General features: G+C 49.1%; 10 protein-coding genes and 1 other RNA gene. 7 read left to right on the top strand and 4 right to left on the bottom strand.

From position 1 onward, the window contains the following. The first annotated feature begins 8 nt into the window (after window positions 1-8). The 4 genes from ACE1BR_RS15375 to ACE1BR_RS15360 all read left to right on the top strand — a co-directional run bounded on the left by ACE1BR_RS15375 (window position 9) and on the right by ACE1BR_RS15360 (window position 6031). Entirely contained in the window at window positions 9-560 is a 552-nt protein-coding gene (locus ACE1BR_RS15375) for a recombinase family protein (RefSeq protein WP_016350879.1), read from the top strand. Between the two features lie 26 nt (window positions 561-586). Then, window positions 587-1330, top strand: coding sequence for a hypothetical protein (locus ACE1BR_RS15370; protein ID WP_374871702.1), 744 nt, complete (start codon window positions 587-589; stop codon window positions 1328-1330). Window positions 1331-1466: 136 nt separating this feature from the next. Next, a complete protein-coding gene (locus ACE1BR_RS15365; RefSeq protein WP_374871700.1) occupies window positions 1467-2951 on the top strand; it encodes a helix-turn-helix transcriptional regulator in 1485 nt (494 codons plus the stop codon). Window positions 2952-3385: 434 nt separating this feature from the next. Next, complete coding sequence (locus ACE1BR_RS15360) at window positions 3386-6031, top strand: alpha-amylase family glycosyl hydrolase (protein ID WP_374871698.1); 2646 nt, start codon at window positions 3386-3388, stop codon at window positions 6029-6031. A 96-nt stretch (window positions 6032-6127) separates the two neighbouring features. On the opposite strand, the gene ACE1BR_RS15355 is transcribed toward ACE1BR_RS15360, so the two are convergent. Next, entirely contained in the window at window positions 6128-6310 is a 183-nt protein-coding gene (locus ACE1BR_RS15355) for a hypothetical protein (protein WP_021230269.1), read from the bottom strand. Window positions 6311-6536: 226 nt separating this feature from the next. Between ACE1BR_RS15355 and ffs the strand changes: the two genes are divergently transcribed. Next, window positions 6537-6630, top strand: an RNA gene (ffs, locus tag ACE1BR_RS15350) — signal recognition particle sRNA small type. Between the two features lie 229 nt (window positions 6631-6859). Here the strand turns inward: ffs and ACE1BR_RS15345 are convergent. Continuing rightward, on the bottom strand, window positions 6860-9241 hold the full coding sequence (locus tag ACE1BR_RS15345; RefSeq protein ID WP_374871696.1) for a PilZ domain-containing protein: 2382 nt from the start codon (window positions 9239-9241) through the stop codon (window positions 6860-6862). A gap of 281 nt (window positions 9242-9522) precedes the next feature. Between ACE1BR_RS15345 and ACE1BR_RS15340 the strand changes: the two genes are divergently transcribed. After that, window positions 9523-9708 carry a hypothetical protein gene (locus ACE1BR_RS15340; protein WP_374871694.1) on the top strand — a complete coding sequence of 62 codons (186 nt, stop codon included), beginning with the start codon at window positions 9523-9525 and terminating at the stop codon, window positions 9706-9708. Window positions 9709-9982: 274 nt separating this feature from the next. On the opposite strand, the gene ACE1BR_RS15335 is transcribed toward ACE1BR_RS15340, so the two are convergent. Then, a complete protein-coding gene (locus ACE1BR_RS15335; RefSeq protein WP_374871692.1) occupies window positions 9983-12913 on the bottom strand; it encodes an HD domain-containing phosphohydrolase in 2931 nt (976 codons plus the stop codon). Between the two features lie 189 nt (window positions 12914-13102). Beyond that, window positions 13103-14722: a response regulator gene (locus tag ACE1BR_RS15330; protein WP_374871690.1), complete on the bottom strand. Its 1620-nt coding sequence runs from the start codon at window positions 14720-14722 to the stop codon at window positions 13103-13105. 340 nt (window positions 14723-15062) lie between these two features. Between ACE1BR_RS15330 and ACE1BR_RS15325 the strand changes: the two genes are divergently transcribed. Next, the gene (locus tag ACE1BR_RS15325; RefSeq protein ID WP_374871688.1) at window positions 15063-16172 is read left to right on the top strand and encodes a two-component system response regulator; all 1110 of its coding nucleotides are present in this window, start codon (window positions 15063-15065) and stop codon (window positions 16170-16172) included. The last annotated feature ends 18 nt before the right edge of the window (window positions 16173-16190 follow it).

Raw genomic sequence — 16190 nt, 5'->3', positions numbered from 1 at the left:
AGGAGACCATGGCACTGGTGGGATATGCACGTGTCAGCACTGTGGGGCAGAGCCTGGATGCCCAGCTTCAGGCTCTGGCCGAGTGCAGCAAGATATTTCAGGAGAAGGTGAGCGGGGCTAAGGATGACCGCCCGCAGCTCTCGTTGATGCTGGATTTTGTTCGTGAGGGAGACGTGGTGATGGTGACCAAGCTGGATCGCTTGGCTCGCAACACTCGCCACCTGTTGGAGATCTCGGAGTACCTGCACGCTAAGCGGGTTGCTCTGAGGATTTTGAATCTGGGTATCGATACCTCGACACCGACCGGAAAACTGATGCTGACCATGATCGGAGCCATCGCCACGTTTGAGCGGGAGCTGATGCTGGAGCGTCAGGCAGAAGGGATTGCTATGGCAAAACAGCGTGGGGTCTACAAAGGTCGCAAGCCGACCGCCATGGCTAAAGGGGAGGAGGTGCTGTCACTCGCTGAACGGGGATTAGCCAAGGCCGAAATCGCACGTCGAACGGGGATCAGCCTCTCTAGCGTGCAGCGGATCTTGCGTGGACTGTCTGGCGAATGAATGATTTTGACAACAAGGAAAACGACATGGAACAAGAGAAGACGAAACAAGAGTCCGGCCGGTTCTTCGAGCAGCGGGAGACGTTTTCGACACAGATGACGAGTAAATGGGCCCGTTATCGTCTGTGGCTGAAGCAGTCGCTGCGTAGAGACCCAGAGCTAGATTCGAGTGAGGTCAACAATAATCCCTACCTGCGGGGAGGCGTATGCAGTTACAACGCTTATCTCTCGGGGATGTTGAAGGCTCACTTGTGGAGGATATGGTTAACTGCAGTGGTAGTCATTGTGTTCTACTTTGGATTGGGAATGGCGGGCTTTCGGTCAAATCGCTTCCCAGGCTTGCTGATCATGCTGTTGGTCGCGGCCTTTTGGTCATTCCACTGGGCCCTGATCAGCTTCATCTGCCTCGAAAAGCGGCTGAGGGCGATAGGGATGGCTCAGAGTAAGCTGCGAGTCGTTGCCCTGGCGCCAGTTGGTATGACAACAGTAGGTATCATGTTCGGATGGTTTATCCGCTTTAAACGTGATGGCATGGCTGGGAACCCCTTGATTGATTTAGCGATGTCACAGTATGAAACTGTGGACCAGATTGGTGCCGGTATGGTCTACCTCGGTTTTGCCATACTCTTCGTTCTGCCTTGCTACCGTAATAGCGATGCGTTAGCAGAAGGAACAAAAGAGATGATGGGGAAGGTGCAGGGTTATCCGACCCAGATCCTGTTGCTATTCCATTTGCTTCTGCTGTTTCCAGCAGTGGCGATTCTGGCCTAAGGCATCGAATTAAAGGAGTTCAAAATGGGCTCCTTTTTTGCTTGAACTCTCACAAGTCGATACTGTTTGCGTGTTTTACTAACACTTGCTCTCTTGATTCAACTACGCTGGCGATTTTTAAACAGGAGGCATGGTGTTGGCCGATCAAGAGTGGCGTTGGGTAGTACAGAAACTGACTCTCTCTATGGGGAGTGATGTCATCACTTTGGGGGATTTCAACTGGTTATGTGATGACTTGCTTAGGCTAGTAGAGGGGGCGGCGCTGTGTGCGGAGGATAGCAGTGCATCACTGCAGTTGTGGGGGGAAAGCCTTTCACTGCTGGGACTAGATTGGTGTGCTCAGTGGCACGTATCTGACCTCGGGCTTACGATCAACTTTCTCCCGCTCAGTGAGGAACCAAATCATGGATCTTTATGGTGGTTGATCCAGCTATGGTATTTGAGTCTTCGGTATTGTTATCCCGATCTTGAGTGGCGCTTACTCTGGCCGAAAGTCCGTGGTATATCCCAAGAACTTCCTTCGTTTCTTCTTTCTTGCCGTTATCACCGAACTCCTACATTACACATTGATACGGTACAGTTTAATAGCATGCCTTCTGGGTCATTAATGGCAATGAAGGGGGCGTTGAGATATATGCTTCATCGTCTGTCACATTTTACGACCTCACCACAGGGAATGTTAGAGCAGGTCAAGAGGCAGCTGCTTCAGTCTCTACCTTATCCTCTTACTCTTGCCGAGTTAGCCAGAGTTCGTCAAACCCCAGTCCGAACGTTGCAACGGCAATTGGGTGACCAAGGCACTACCTATAATCAGTTACTCGAAGAAGTTCGGCGTAGCCAAGCTCAGAGCTTGCTCTCGGACAGGCGACTTACTACGAGCGAAATAAGCCAGCGCTTAGGTTATAAGGATGCCCCCAGTTTTCAACGAGTGTTTCGAAAGTGGCTTGGGGTTACTCCGGGTCACTATCGTCAGCGTTATTATGAGCCGCTCTCCCTAATTCAGGAACAGCATGCCGTTAGCCTTTACTACGCAATCAGTCATGCAGACATGAGAGTACAACACCATAGTCAAGGAAGCAGAGTGTGGATTTGCCTGAAAAACCTTGCCTTTGGAAAGTTGGTAACCATTCACGGGGAGGATAAGGATGGGGTATGGCGGCCCTATGAAGCGACCTTCGAACGAACCTTAGGGGATGGTCTTGAAATATGGTCTACCTCATGCTTGCCAGTACATGATCCTTTTCGTTTCTACATAAGTTATCGGGTCGACGGACAGACGTATGTTGATAACAACGGCGGTAAGGGCTATTGCCTTGATGGTCCAATATTACTCGGTTTGCACCAAGTTGTGTTCCATCAGCTAATTAGTGTTGTGGCTTTGGATGGAGCTGAATGTGTTTTGGTTCGTTTGTTTAGCCGATCAGGTTGGGATCGAGTGAGAGTCGTCGGATTGCCCGCTCAATCTCTAGTTGGTCTAGAACATCCTCATGGTTGGGAATGGCAAGGACTTATCAATTGGCCTGATGGGAATAAACCAATGAGCTTTGAGTTCGAAAGTAGCAATGGCCACCGCCTAATATTCGATAATGCTGGAGTAGGTTTTTTTTCAAAAAGATTGTGATTTTATCTATATCACAAATTTTATGGTTGGCATTACATGCTAGTTTTGTGGCGTGTAATGCTAGCCCCCTTTTTTTGTACTCTGAAATATTTAATGAGTGTCCCAGAGTATATAACTGTGGATGAGTATTTTAATAATGTAACAGAGGGGGGATGATGAAACGAGCAACATTCTTGTCTCTATCGGTTTTATTGACAGGTTGGACTGCATGATGAAATATCTTGGTCTCATCAGCTTTGCTGAGGTTTATATGGCTACTGTAGGAAAATAAAGACGCAGCCCGGCAGATGCCGGGCCTATGCATTGGGAGCGTGAGGTTAGTCACAGAATTGTAACTTGGCGTGGAGAGCTATGATTTTGGCACCAAATGATAATTCTACACAGGGATGAGTTGGTAACAATGCTGACGGTTTTTCACTGAGAACAGAAATAAAATGAATAAGATAAAAAAAGCCCGCCTGGGGCTGCTGGTTACGGCGATTTCTTTCGCCATGACCGGTTGCTTCAGCAGTAACGAAAACAGCGAATCATCTTCATATCGTCATGTATCTTCACCGGATTGGCGTGATCAAATAGTCTATTTTCTAATGATAGACCGTTTTAATGATGGGGATCCCTCTAACAATGACCAAGGAACCGGTGAATTTGATCCCACCAGTGATAAGAAGTTTAGTGGGGGTGATATCAGTGGTGTCCGTGAGAAGTTGGATTACATATCTGAACTGGGGGCCACAGCTGTCTGGATGACACCTCCGGTGGCTAATCAATGGTGGGATCCAGCCCAGAATTACGGGGGTTATCATGGCTATTGGGCTCGTGATATGCAGAAGATCGATGAGCACTTCGGCGATTTGGCGACTTATCAGGCTCTTGCAGAGGATCTTCATAAGCGAGGGATGTATCTCATCCAAGACATAGTAGTCAATCATGTTGGCAACTTTTTCACATACTCAGGAACTTATGATCCATCTAAACCTTGTGAGGGCTTCGAGCTGATACCTGGGGCATTAGCTGCGGGGCAATCGCTACCATCGCCTTTGGCGCTTAATGACTGCAATTCTTCTGAGGCACAGCAGGCTGCCATATATCACTGGACTCCCCAGATCATCGATCACAATGAGCAGGAACAACAGCTGACTTACCAGCTCTCTGACCTTGATGATCTCAATACATCTACCCCTGCAGTTCGTGATTACCTCAAGCAAAGTTATCGCTACTGGATTGACAAGGTAGGGGTAGATGCTTTTCGAGTTGATACTGTCAAATTTGTTGAGCATGATTTTTATCATGATTTTTTTCACGCTCAGGATGGCATCTTGAATCAAGCCAAAGAGACAGGTCGTAATGATTTTCTAAGCTTGGGTGAGATTTTTGAGAGCTCTAGCCCTTACAAGACCGAGGGGGAGGAAAAGTTGATCTCCTATCTTGGTACAAAAGAGAAGCCAGAGCTAGAATCACTGCTCAACTTTCCGTTACAAGCGACCATGACTCAGGTATTTGCTGGTGGTCGTCCTACTGCGGAGCTAGGTTTTCGGCTGCGTAAAATGATGGAAATGTATCCCAACCCCTATCGTCTTGGTAATTTTATCGAGAATCACGATATGGCTCGTTTCCTTGCTCAGGGCAATTTGGATGACCTAAAACAAGCACTATTCACCATGTTAACTCTCCCTGGTATTCCCGTACTTTATCAGGGAACCGAGCAAGCTTTTACTGCTCACCGTGATGCCATGTTTGAGGGGGGATATCGAGAAGATGGCCGTCAAATAGATTCATTCAACCCTGATTCTGACATGTATCGATTTATTCAGACTCTGACAAATCTACGTAAACAGAACAAGGTTTTATCCAGAGGTGACCTAAGCATATTAGTTGAGGAGAAAAGCGGATCGGGTGCATTTGCGTACCGTCGTCATATGGAAGGAAGCGATTTACTCGTTATCCTCAACACTGCTCCCGAGCAGATTCTTCTCAACAAAATGAGCACAGGGCTGCCTGCTGGCACACGTCTACGTATCCTCAGTGCTCTCAATGTGTCCGAACAACATGAAATTGTGATCGCTGAAGATGGAACGTTGACCCAAGCCTTGCCGCCCAAGTCTGCTGTGATGGTCATTGCCGATGGGACAGCCGCAGTTCCTCCTCAGGAGCATGTTATGACATTGACTACACCGCTTGAGGGGAGTGTGCTGAATGCCGATTTATCTTTGAACGGGACAGGTACACCTGGGACTCAACTCCAGCTAGTAATTGATGGGCAGTTAGATACTGCGTCGCGTGTCACAGTTGATGAAGCTGGGCAGTGGCAAGGGCAGCTGAGTGTTCGTCATTTCCAAGTGGGTGAGCAAAGTCACCGTTTGGCGCTTTTTGAGGAGCGAACAGGTAACTCGACCGCCGATATCCATTTCAAGAGCCTTCTCAACTTCCCTTCAGTACCTAGTCAGACTCTGGATGACAGTGGCGATGCCATGGATGGAAACGGTGGTCCGAACGGGGGATATGCTTTGCCTGGTGATGCTAGCTATGACAAAGCCGCACCGCAGATGGCGATCGAGAAGGCGAGTGTTTACCAGGTTGGTAGCAACGTTCGTCTAAGCCTGCAGATGGCTAGTGTGACGGATACCTGGTTGCCTACACTGGGATTCGATCATGTTGGTTTCAGCATTTTCATCCATCTTCCTGGTGTCAAAGATGGCTTGCAGGTTTTACCGAAGCTCAATGCCACCATGCCAGGCGGACAAACCTGGGAGCGACAATTGTTGGTGTTCGGTTGGCAGAATAGTCTCTATAGCAGCAAGGGGGCGAGTGCCACTCGTTATGGTGATGCAGTGACGCCTGCACCGACCATCATGGTTGACAAGGCATCTCGCACTATAAACCTGGATTTTCCCAGTGCTTCGTTGGGGCGTCCTGATTCCCTGGATGGTATTGCGTTCTATGTAACAACGTGGGATTTGGATGGTCTATCAAGTACTTATCGTCCCTTGCAGCCAACCTTTGGTCTTTGGAATTTTTCGGGCGGAACCGAGCAAGACCCTTTGATCTGGGATGAGCTTCCTGTACTTCGTCTGCAAGAGTGACATCTATTTAGAAAACTGAACAGGTGCCAGCAAATGAGCTGGCACCGATTTAACCCTGAGTTTTGACTCCACGGTTTTGGTTGATTAATAGCTAGTTCACTTACGGCGGTTGTCGGTTTCTTTGGCTACCCCTTTGAATGGCTCCCCACCTTGTTTCTGCTCGATAAACTTGCCGCTATCCGTATCGCGTTTCGTCCAGTTCCCATTAACCGGGTTCTGAACTTGGGTACGGTCGTTGACGGAACCTTGTCGATAGCCTTTGCCTGTGTTCGTAGCCATATGTCGCCTCGGGTTTAAGTGAGACCTAAGGCTATCATTGGATCTTATTTTGCTCAATATTGGGTCGATTGTTGAGCTATGGCCGGAGGGCGGGTAGGATTGTCCTGTTTGTTACCCATTTAAGCATGTCCACTTGATGTGGATGACCGTACTTGCGGCGGATTCTCGCTTGTTGAGGTTTCAGAACACTGTGATGGCAATCAGACCATCCCCAAGTGCCTGATTTATTTGGGCTCGCATTGATAACCCGTCGACCTGGTCAGGACCGGAAGGTAGCAGCCAAGGCGGGGGACTCGAGTGCCGGGATGTGGCTGGTAGGGCCACCACTTGTTTCTGCAATTCAATAAGTTACCTTCCAAGCGCCCTTGGTCATCCACTTTATGTGGACGATGAGGAGCTCATTGATGAATCTCTGGCTCAGTCCCCACGGCATCTGGTATTACCGGAAAGTCACTACGCTCCCCTGTGGTCGCCGTAAAGAGATCAACAAATCCCTGCATACCCGATAGAGCTGATAGCCCGTGCTGCTGTTGCGAAACGGTTTGCCAGCTAGGTTAATGGCTGCGTGATGCCTAGTCGGAACAGCGTTGCTTCAGTCGTATCGGTGAGCTCACCGACCCCGATCACACTCCAAAGGTCTTCCTCCAGTTTCTTCGCCTTGTGGATAGCAAATTTAGCTATGGTATCCAGCTCGTTAGCGACGAAGTTGATGTCTGGTCGACCTGTACGGGAGATGCCGACCAGTACTGAATAGAATTCTCCTTGCTGTAATGCCTGCTCGATAAATTGACGCTTTTCTTGTACATGATTGAACGAGTTGGCGAGGCAGCTACTGATTTGGGGCCAACCTGTATTGGTTTGCACGTACGATACGTAGACTTCTTCCTGCTTTGGTTTGTCATCTCGTTCCAGGTGACGAAGTGGGGTCATTAGCACCTCTTTAAGCAAGTCCCCTTGAAACAGTGGGTATAGGTTGCCTTGCTCCGGATGCGAAGTGCAAACAGTGAGTAGTCTGTGTAATGGGCGTGGTTTGAGGGATTTGCCAATAGAGGCTGGCTTTGGGCTCCCATTCAGCTTGTTGATATACAGTGGGGTGTTGAAAAGATGGCAGGTGTAGATATTGCGTAAAGCCCTGGCAAGGCCGCGATAGCGGCGGTGTTCTGGGGCTGCTTTCAGTTTTTTCTGGTTATTTTCGATAAGCAGACTGAAGAACTGTCGGCCAATGTGGCGGGCAGTATCGCCTTCGATGCAAAGATGCAATACCGTACGGGTCATGTTGAGACTGACTAGCCGGTAGGGTAGATGCTGCAAGTCCGTCGTTTTAGCCAGCTCCTGCAGGCGGGGCAGGGCAAGGGTAAGCACATCGTTTTTCTCACCGATAAAGGCTTCCTCCAGCTCAATCTGCATACCGTGGGCGGAGATATCGCGGGTTAAGCCTTGCCAGGATTTGCCGTTGTGGCTGACAGTTACTTGTGTTTTGTGGATGTAACGTTGTTCCTTGCGTAGCTGAACGTATTGCAAGACCTCGATCTCGAAGGGCATGCACTCTTGTTCGTGGCCAAATCGTTGCAGCTCGTTGGGATTGTTTATTGTCCCCCCTTCCTGGCAGAACTCTTCGCGATGCGAGTCTTGGCTGATCTCTTGTAATGAACCGCAATAGCCTATCTGTTTGATGCGTTCCAGTAACTGGATGTCCTGTAATTGAGACCCTTCGAGTCCCATAATCTGGCCAAGGTCCGCTTCTGCAAGTTCACATGCTTCCACTGAAAACTTATAGACGCGCCAGCTGGGGCGATGTGCTCCCACCTGAAAGAACAGTTTGGTCAAACCACTTAGCTGTAACTCTTCTGCTGTGGCCGAGAAGAAGTAGACTTTATTCTGCACGGTATGGGCAAAGCTGTAGATCAGCGTTTCTCTGGTTGTTCCTGGTGTTGGGCAGAGTCGTTTCATTCGCTCGACAGAAAACAGCCCAGCCAGTACGTCACGGTTTTTTTCGTCCCGCCAGTATTCGAGAAGGTGCTGGTTGTTCTCGCTGCGCAGGGCTATCTCCAGCTTGGGGGTTGCACCTGAACTAAAAAAGAGTGGTATGCCAGTCATTCGTGGTAAATAGAACTGCTCGTGCCCTTTAATGATGGCCGCCGACAGCAGGTGATCGACGCTTATCCGATGATGCCCCTTATTGATCTTAATGAACTCTTTTATAAAGGTATCAAAGGTTGGATTATCACCAGTTCGGATCAAGATCAGCCAGAATCGCCCCTCTTTATTCTCTTCACCCAAGATTTGGTACTGCACTGGCTGCTGTAATACTGGATTAGCGTGGTCCTGTTCCAGACCGGTAAAGATAACGTCTACCTGATCACCCGTTTGGTAGGTCGGTAGATAAGGCACCGAGATACGAATGCCCTCATGAGAAAGGTCTGATGTTTTGGCGTGGAGCTTGGTTCCATCCTTGAGCCTGACTTCCACCTCTGAGCTGATATGCATGCGCTCTTGGCGTCGGCCAAAATAACTGGAAAATGCGATCGTCTTGACTTCATATTGTTGGAAAGGATTGAGCGGTGTAGTGCTTTTACCTTTCACTCTGGCTTGTTGCCGCTGTTTCTGCCATTGCTGCAGCATCTCGTAGACGCCCATCGTGTAGGCATCACGGTAAATGTAGCATTGAGTCTGAAACAGGCTGATCGCCTCTGCAGGCATGAAGTGGATCATGCCTTTAAATTCATAGACTTGACACTCATCTGCCAAGGCGTCTCGCATATCGATGACCCTGCGAGAGGCGGCGCATTTGCGCTGTAGCTCCATTTTGAGCAGAAAGCGGCCATTATTGCTCTCGGCCTCAGTGAGCTGTGCGAAAATATCTGCGAAATTCTTTTTTCGCAGCTGGGGAATGAGTTGTTCAATCAGCTTTTGTTGCTGTACTGGATCCATGAATTCCCACCACAAAGGTCATTTTATGAGCATAAGCGCTGGTTCTTTTGCTATAGCCGTCAAGAGCCATCACGTTTGTTAGTATGGCATATCCCAATGACTCCTCACGACTCGCCAAAAGGCCTTAACAGACACAATATCATCGACAACTCATAAACTTTACATTTTGATTTATACATTCGGATACATATCGTCACCAACTACACACGGAAGTTAGCCGAGTCAGGTCGTAGGATGAAGTCATGGAGAGCGACTCCATCACTCAAATAAGGAAAGTGACCATGAAAAAAATCATCCCCTTGGCAGTTGCTGCTGTTTTTGCCCTGACTTCTGGCTTCACCATGGCTGCCATTCCGGTGAATGCTGCGGCTCCGTATGTCACTCAAACCAAAGTAGTGAAAAAGCAGCATCATAAAACCAAGATCCATGCCAATGTCCCGGTGGCAAAGGTTGCCCCAAAAGCGTGATCCGTGCTCGCGCTGGCGCAGATCTGCATTCAATCAATAATGATGGGAGGCTTGGCCTCCCTTTCCTTTGGCATTATCAGGATGCGCGATAAACGATGACGATCATCAACCCCTTCAGGCTGAACCAGCCAAGGTGATGACATTGTTGAGTCGTGACAGGCACCATAGGAGCGTCATCCGCATCATGGATGAATGAGTACCCAACCAGAGTTGGTTAGCTGTATTTCAACGGCAAAAAGGAGGTAACGGTAGCCTCGTTAGGTATGGTCTGCTGTTACGTGTCGCTCAATGAGGTGCTAGCAAGATAGGGGGCAATATCCACCTCGTCGATAAGCTCCGGGTTCATATATTGTTCGGCATAACGCAGGTAGACGCCTGAGCGAAGAAAGAGGGCAAATAGTTCGGGATCAATATGATGATCTTGCTGCATGAACCCCATGATGCGGATTGCCTCCGAGAGAGATTTGGCTTTCTTGTAAGGTCGGTCGCCAGCAGTCAGCGCTTCGAAGATATCTGCAATGGCCATCATACGGGCGGGGATACTCATCTCATCACGCTTTAGACGTTTGGGGTAACCGGTACCGTCCATTTTCTCGTGGTGTCCCCCGGCAATTTCCGGAACCTGTGTCAGGTTGGCGGGGAAGGGCAGCTTGTTGAGCATAATGATGGTCTGGATCATGTGTTCATTGATCTTGTAGCGTTCCTCTTCAGTCAATGTTCCTCTACGGATAGAGAGGTTGTAGAGTTCACCCCGGTTATAGAGGTATTCAGGGGTATTGACTTGAAATCCCCAAGGGTTGTCGGCGGCAAGGCGTTCGCGGTCGCTGCGGGTGAAGAGGTGATCCGGTCGATCCGCCAGTAGCGGCTCGGTCACCGGTAGCGGGGAGTCGTTTTCCTGCTGTTTACGTGCCAGTTCATCTTGAGAAATGCCAAGGCGATCGGACAGGGTTCGTTGCCAGGTCCGGCTAGCAATCTGCTGCAGCCGCGCAATATCCTCTGTTGCCATGAATTCGCCTCCCTCATTGCAGCGAGCAATAAAGGCAAATTCCTCATCCAGTTGTTGCCACTGTTTTTGTAGTTCAGCGTTTAATTCGGGTTCATCACTGCCATGGCAACGAGCTTGCCAGTAGGCGATCTCTGCGTCTCGTTTCAGTACTTCAAAGCGCATGCGGATTTCGTGAATGCGATCGTACAAGGTTTCAAGCTTGGTTGCTTTGTCTACCACAAATTCCGGGGTAGTGACCTTACCGCAGTCGTGCAACCAGGCCGCGATATGGATGGTTTCCCACTGTTTTTCATCAAGCGTGAAGTGCTTGAAAGGGCCATCCTGAGCCTGACACGCGGCCTCTGCCAGCATTTTGGTTAGCTCCGGCACCCGTTGACAGTGGCCGCCGGTATAGGGACTTTTCGCATCAATTGCTCCTGCTATCAGTTGGATAAAAGCCTCCAGCAGATTGCGCTGCTCTTCCAGCAGTCGCTGGGTGGTCAGCGCGACGGCAGCCGTGGACGATATGGCTTTGACAAACGCCATTCGCTGCGGAGTCAGGGCCTTCTTCTGTTCATCAATCAGGAACACCATGGTGCCAAGCAGTTGGCCATCGCGATTTTTCAGGGCTATTGGCCAAAAAGTGAGCGGGGCGTTGGTCTCCTCAAGGTAGGGAAAGAGGGGCTGTAGCTCACTGGTGACCAATGCGACAGGGTCCAGTTCGAACCCTTGCAAGGTCTTGAATAACGGGTGTTTTGGCTGGTTAAGCATGCCAATATTGTGAGTCGGCAGCTGTTCCTGTACTTCGCCATTCCAGCATAATCCTGCCAGTTCCAGCATCTTGTTGTGGTGATCGGAGAGATAGAGCATGCAACCTGTGGCGCCGGTGAGTTGCTGCATTTCAGTGAGTACCCTGGCCAGTAACTGGGGAAAGCTGCTTTCGCTGGAAATGGAGATTGAGAGATGCAAAAAGCGTTGAATGGTCGATTTCATGTTGCCCATGGCATGGGAGAGATCGATGATTTCCGCAATGTAGGTATCGACGTTGATGGGCTCATTGAAATCGAAGTGGGCAATCTTGCTTGCTTCTGCTGTCAGGGTATCAATGGGTCTGGCTGCGGTTCTGGCCAGAAAAATGGCGGCAAAGATGGCAAGGAGCAGGAAGAGCCCTGACAAGAGGAAGGTCTGGTTGCGAATGACAATGGCACTGGCCAGTAGTTCATCGACTGGTGCCGCTATCCACAGTGATAGCCGCGATTGATCAGCCTGTGGAAGTGCAATATGCGTACCTTGCCAATCTCGTGCTGCAGATTGGAAGGTCAACCGATCGACATGCTGCGTTTTACTGGCATCCATCAGGTGCTGGATCATTGGCAAGTGGGCCTCTGTGACCTTGGCCAGGTGATAGCGACCATTCTCATCATTAATGATCATTCCCCCTTTATGGCTGGTGATCAGCTCCCCTTGTTCATTGACAATGGCCAACCGCATATTGGGGGTGAGCATGGCTGATTTGAGCAAACGTTCGATGGAACGCAGGCTCAGGTCAACCCCGACGACACCCGTCCCGTGTGGCATTGGTTTGACAAAGCTGAGATTTATCTCCTGAGTGTCTATTGAAATGTAGGGTGGAGTTTGCACCAGGCGCCCAGCCTGCTGGGCTTGAATAAACCAGGGACGCGTTCTGGCATCCAAGGTTTGCCCCGTTACTTGCTTGTGTTCGATGATGGCGAGTGCATCGGTCAGGGCAAAGATATCCGTGAGGGTACTGTTCCCCTGATGCTGGATACTTTTCACCATCCAGCGTGTATTTGCGGGGGGAGAAAGGTGTTGTACATCGGTATCGGCAGGCCAGCGCAGGAGCCAGAACATGTCACCGTTGGCATAGCCAGCATACACCCCGTTGGCGGAGGGTTGCCCTTTTAGCAGGGTCACCATGTAGGGGAGATTGGCCATGCGTTCGGACAGCGTGCTGGCGTTGGTCAGGTGCTGTTGTGCCAACAGATTAACGCTCAGTGCTGCGGGTCGAAACAGCCCTTCCAGCTCTTGAGAGGTCAGTTGACCAATCAGGCTGAATCGGTCTTCTGCCTCCTTCATCAACATGATTTTGGTTTGCCGATATTGATGGCCAAGTGTTATCAAGGCGAATATCAGCAGCAAACCTAGAAAAAGATGAGCAATATGAATATACAAGGGGATAACGCGGCGAAAAATATTCATGCTATCACCTACATGTGATGGAAGATGAAACAGGACGGCCTGCCAGGTTAACGAGTCGGTTCATGATGTTTGACCTTTTTCTAGGTATTGAAAATACATCATCTATCTTTAATTCGCGGACTTGTCTATTGATGTGAGTAAGTATCACCAATGTGGCATGATGCAAGAGTAGTATTGTAACAAGTTCAATCAGGAATATTGGGTTAAATCCTCTTTTTGGGGAAAGACAATAACGATGCTGAGTAGGTGATTTTCTTCATCTAAGGCGAACGCCATGGTTGCACCATGAGCCTCCAGAATGGCTTTGCCGTGATAGCCATTTTTAGTTGTATTGTCTTGATTGTGAGATAATACATGTTTATCAAACAGAGCCGAAGTCATACTATTTTTAAGTAGGGTTTTACTATTTATCGTTAACGTGATGCTCTCAGGCGTTCTCTGGCAAATAATGTTGACGGTGGTGTTTGACTCGGCGTGTTCGCAGGCGAGGCGCAGCAAGATTTGAAATGATGAGTAGCAGAGGAATTCGTTACCAGAAATAAAGAGCTCATCATATAGATAGTTTTGTGGCTTGTTTAATTTGATGCTGATGTTTTTCCATGAATACACGTTCTGGAACTGGATGGCTAGCCGATTAAAAATATCGAACAGTCTAACTTTTTCTGCCTTCATCACAAAGATGCCAGTTTCAATCTTGTAGAGCTCAGATGCCAGTCGTGTGAGATCCAGTGCATCTACCACTGACTTTTTGGCAATCGATAGATGTGTTTTCTGAGTCATATTCAGCGTTGGGTCAGTCATCAACTCTTGCAGCTGGTGGGCAGCATTTAGCAATGGCTCTTTGATTTCATAGCGAATATTGAATTCCAGGCTCTCTTTGAGCGTATTGAGCTCCAGCATCTGATCAAACTCTTTTTGCAGATTTCGCCTGGCATCAACCAGTCGCATCAGATTGGCAATACGAAAGCGCAACATCTCGATATCTATTGGTTTGGTAATAAAATCAACCGCACCCAGTTTCATTGCCCGTTTACGTGAATAGCTGTCATCTAGTGCGGTCATAAATACGATTGGAATGTGCTCAGAGTGTGGATGTTCACGCAGGATCCTGGCGACATCAAATCCATTCAGATTTGGCATCATGATATCGAGCAAGACCAGGTCTGGTGGCGAGTCTGATTGACAAATTCTGATCGCTTTATCTCCATCTTTAACCAATTTAAGGTGAAATTCTTTACGAAAAACCGAAGTGATGAGCATCAAATTATCAGGAACATCATCCACCACCAAGATCGTCGGACTATCTTGGTTGCTAGCGACCAGATCTGAGTCGGAAAAACGATGCAAGCGATTAACATCAAATCGGCCATAGTGTGGATGGACAGGGTCTTTTGCTGTGATAAGGCGTAGAATTCTACTTTTTAATATGTCAGCGGTGAATGGCGTCAAGATAATATCTGATACCTTAGCCTGAATAAACTTTTCAATAAGCAGGCGATCAGTACCTGAAGTTAAAGTTAGAAATGGGCAGGATTTATTACTGGATGTACGAATATGTTTTAACACGGTGAGCAATTTTTCTGACCATGGTTCAATATTACAAATGATCATGGCGATATTCTCATCGGCAAGAGCTGCTTCGAGTTGCTCAATATTTTCGAGTGCTTGAATATTGGTAATACCGATAGTGTGCAATTGATTGCAGAGTGTTTCGCGATATAACGAGTCGTGCGCCAACACAATTGTTGGGCCTGTGACTATTTTAGGGAGGTCCGTATGACTATCTATCAAGCCCATTTTCTGCTGCATCCTGCCAGCTCATTTATCAACATGATCATATAGAGAGTATAGACATGGTCAACTGATGACATGGACATGTCAGGTGCCGTCGCCTGCTCCGATCGAGTGTTGTTCTATCGACCAAGGTTTGGCCTAAAAGGGTAATGGTCAGACCGTGATGGTTTGTGGGTGAGAAACGTTGTAGCGGCACATTTTCCATTCGTGAATGTGACTGGTTTCTGCCCTTTGCGTTGCAAATTCGATCAGCTTGTCTTTGCTGGCTGTAGGGTGATCCGTTATCGTGAAGGGAGGTGTAGTCTGATATTCAGATGGTCATCGCCTTTCATAACCTCAGGGAGAATAACGAGAGATGGAACATCTTGCCCTTGACTCTACCCGCCCTGTGGTGCTGGTGGTGGATGATGATCCCGGTACACTCAATTTGATGAATGCGCTGCTCACCGGGCGTTACCGCATAAAACTGGCAACCAATGGCCGCAAGGCGCTCGAAATAGCCCGTGCAGAGCTTCCCCCCGACCTTGTTCTCCTCGATATCATGATGCCGGATCTGGATGGACATGAAGTGTGTCGTCTGTTGAAAGCTGATTCTCATACGTGTGAAATACCAGTGATTTTCCTGACGGCGCGAGCCGAGTCGGAGGATGAGCGACAGGGTTTTGCCTTGGGTGCAGCCGATTACATCACCAAGCCGATTAGCCCTCCCATTCTGCTGGCGCGCATTGAAACACACCTGATGTTAAAGCGAGCTGCGGATCAACTGCGGGAAGCCCGCTTATGTGCTGATGTCGCAACCCGGCACAACCATGCAGCAAACCAGCTTCTCAGCCAGGGGATGGCTTTGTTAATGGCTGCGGTGATTGAGCGGCGTACTCCTGATGAATTTCATTATGCTCTACGTACTCAAGCCTATTTGCGTGCGCTGGTGAACCAGATGCTGACTCATCCGAATTATCGGAATGAGTTGATTGAACTGGATCTTGAGTTGTTTTGTCAGGCGGCTCTCTTGCGGGATGTCGGAATGTTGAGTGTGCCGGAGTCTGTTCAGTGCAAGCCATCGAATTTGACGGCCGCGGAGCTGGCGCAGGTTGCCCGTCACCCTGTGTGGGGGGAGGAGGCGATAACCCGGTTGGAAAGTACCTTTGGTGAGCAAAACGCCGGTTTTGCGCTTGCCAGAGTGCTTGCTCGTCATCACCACGAAAAGTGGGATGGTTCCGGTTATCCGGATAGATTGGTGGGTGCGGCCATCCCGCTTGCGGCACGTTTGATGGCGATTGTGGATGTGTATGGGGCCTTGACCAGTCCGCGACCCTACCGTCCGCCGTTCACGCAAGAGCAGGCTCTGGAGATGATGAGAGCCGTTCGTGGTAGTCATTTTGAGCCAGCGTTGCTGGATGGATTCTTGCTGTTGGCGCCAACACTGCAACCTGTTGCCAAGAGTGATCTCGGGGCTGGTAGCTAGCCATGCGGCCACCTCTTG

The organism is Aeromonas sp. MdU4, from assembly GCF_041929505.1.
Lineage (GTDB): Bacteria > Pseudomonadota > Gammaproteobacteria > Enterobacterales > Aeromonadaceae > Aeromonas.
Note: the sequence above shows the minus strand (reverse complement) of the source record. Positions and strands in the feature narration are given on the sequence as shown.

Excerpts from the sequence above, each read along its gene's own strand:
- ACE1BR_RS15375 (WP_016350879.1), top strand. The coding sequence starts at position 9 with ATGGCACTGGTGGGATATGCACGTGTCAGCACTGTGGGGCAGAGCCTG.
- ACE1BR_RS15370 (WP_374871702.1), top strand. The coding sequence starts at position 587 with ATGGAACAAGAGAAGACGAAACAAGAGTCCGGCCGGTTCTTCGAGCAG.
- ACE1BR_RS15360 (WP_374871698.1), top strand. The coding sequence starts at position 3,386 with ATGAATAAGATAAAAAAAGCCCGCCTGGGGCTGCTGGTTACGGCGATT.
- ACE1BR_RS15355 (WP_021230269.1), bottom strand. The coding sequence starts at position 6,310 with ATGGCTACGAACACAGGCAAAGGCTATCGACAAGGTTCCGTCAACGAC.
- ACE1BR_RS15345 (WP_374871696.1), bottom strand. The coding sequence starts at position 9,241 with ATGGATCCAGTACAGCAACAAAAGCTGATTGAACAACTCATTCCCCAG.
- ACE1BR_RS15340 (WP_374871694.1), top strand. The coding sequence starts at position 9,523 with ATGAAAAAAATCATCCCCTTGGCAGTTGCTGCTGTTTTTGCCCTGACT.
- ACE1BR_RS15335 (WP_374871692.1), bottom strand. The coding sequence starts at position 12,913 with ATGAATATTTTTCGCCGCGTTATCCCCTTGTATATTCATATTGCTCAT.
- ACE1BR_RS15330 (WP_374871690.1), bottom strand. The coding sequence starts at position 14,722 with ATGCAGCAGAAAATGGGCTTGATAGATAGTCATACGGACCTCCCTAAA.
- ACE1BR_RS15325 (WP_374871688.1), top strand. The coding sequence starts at position 15,063 with ATGGAACATCTTGCCCTTGACTCTACCCGCCCTGTGGTGCTGGTGGTG.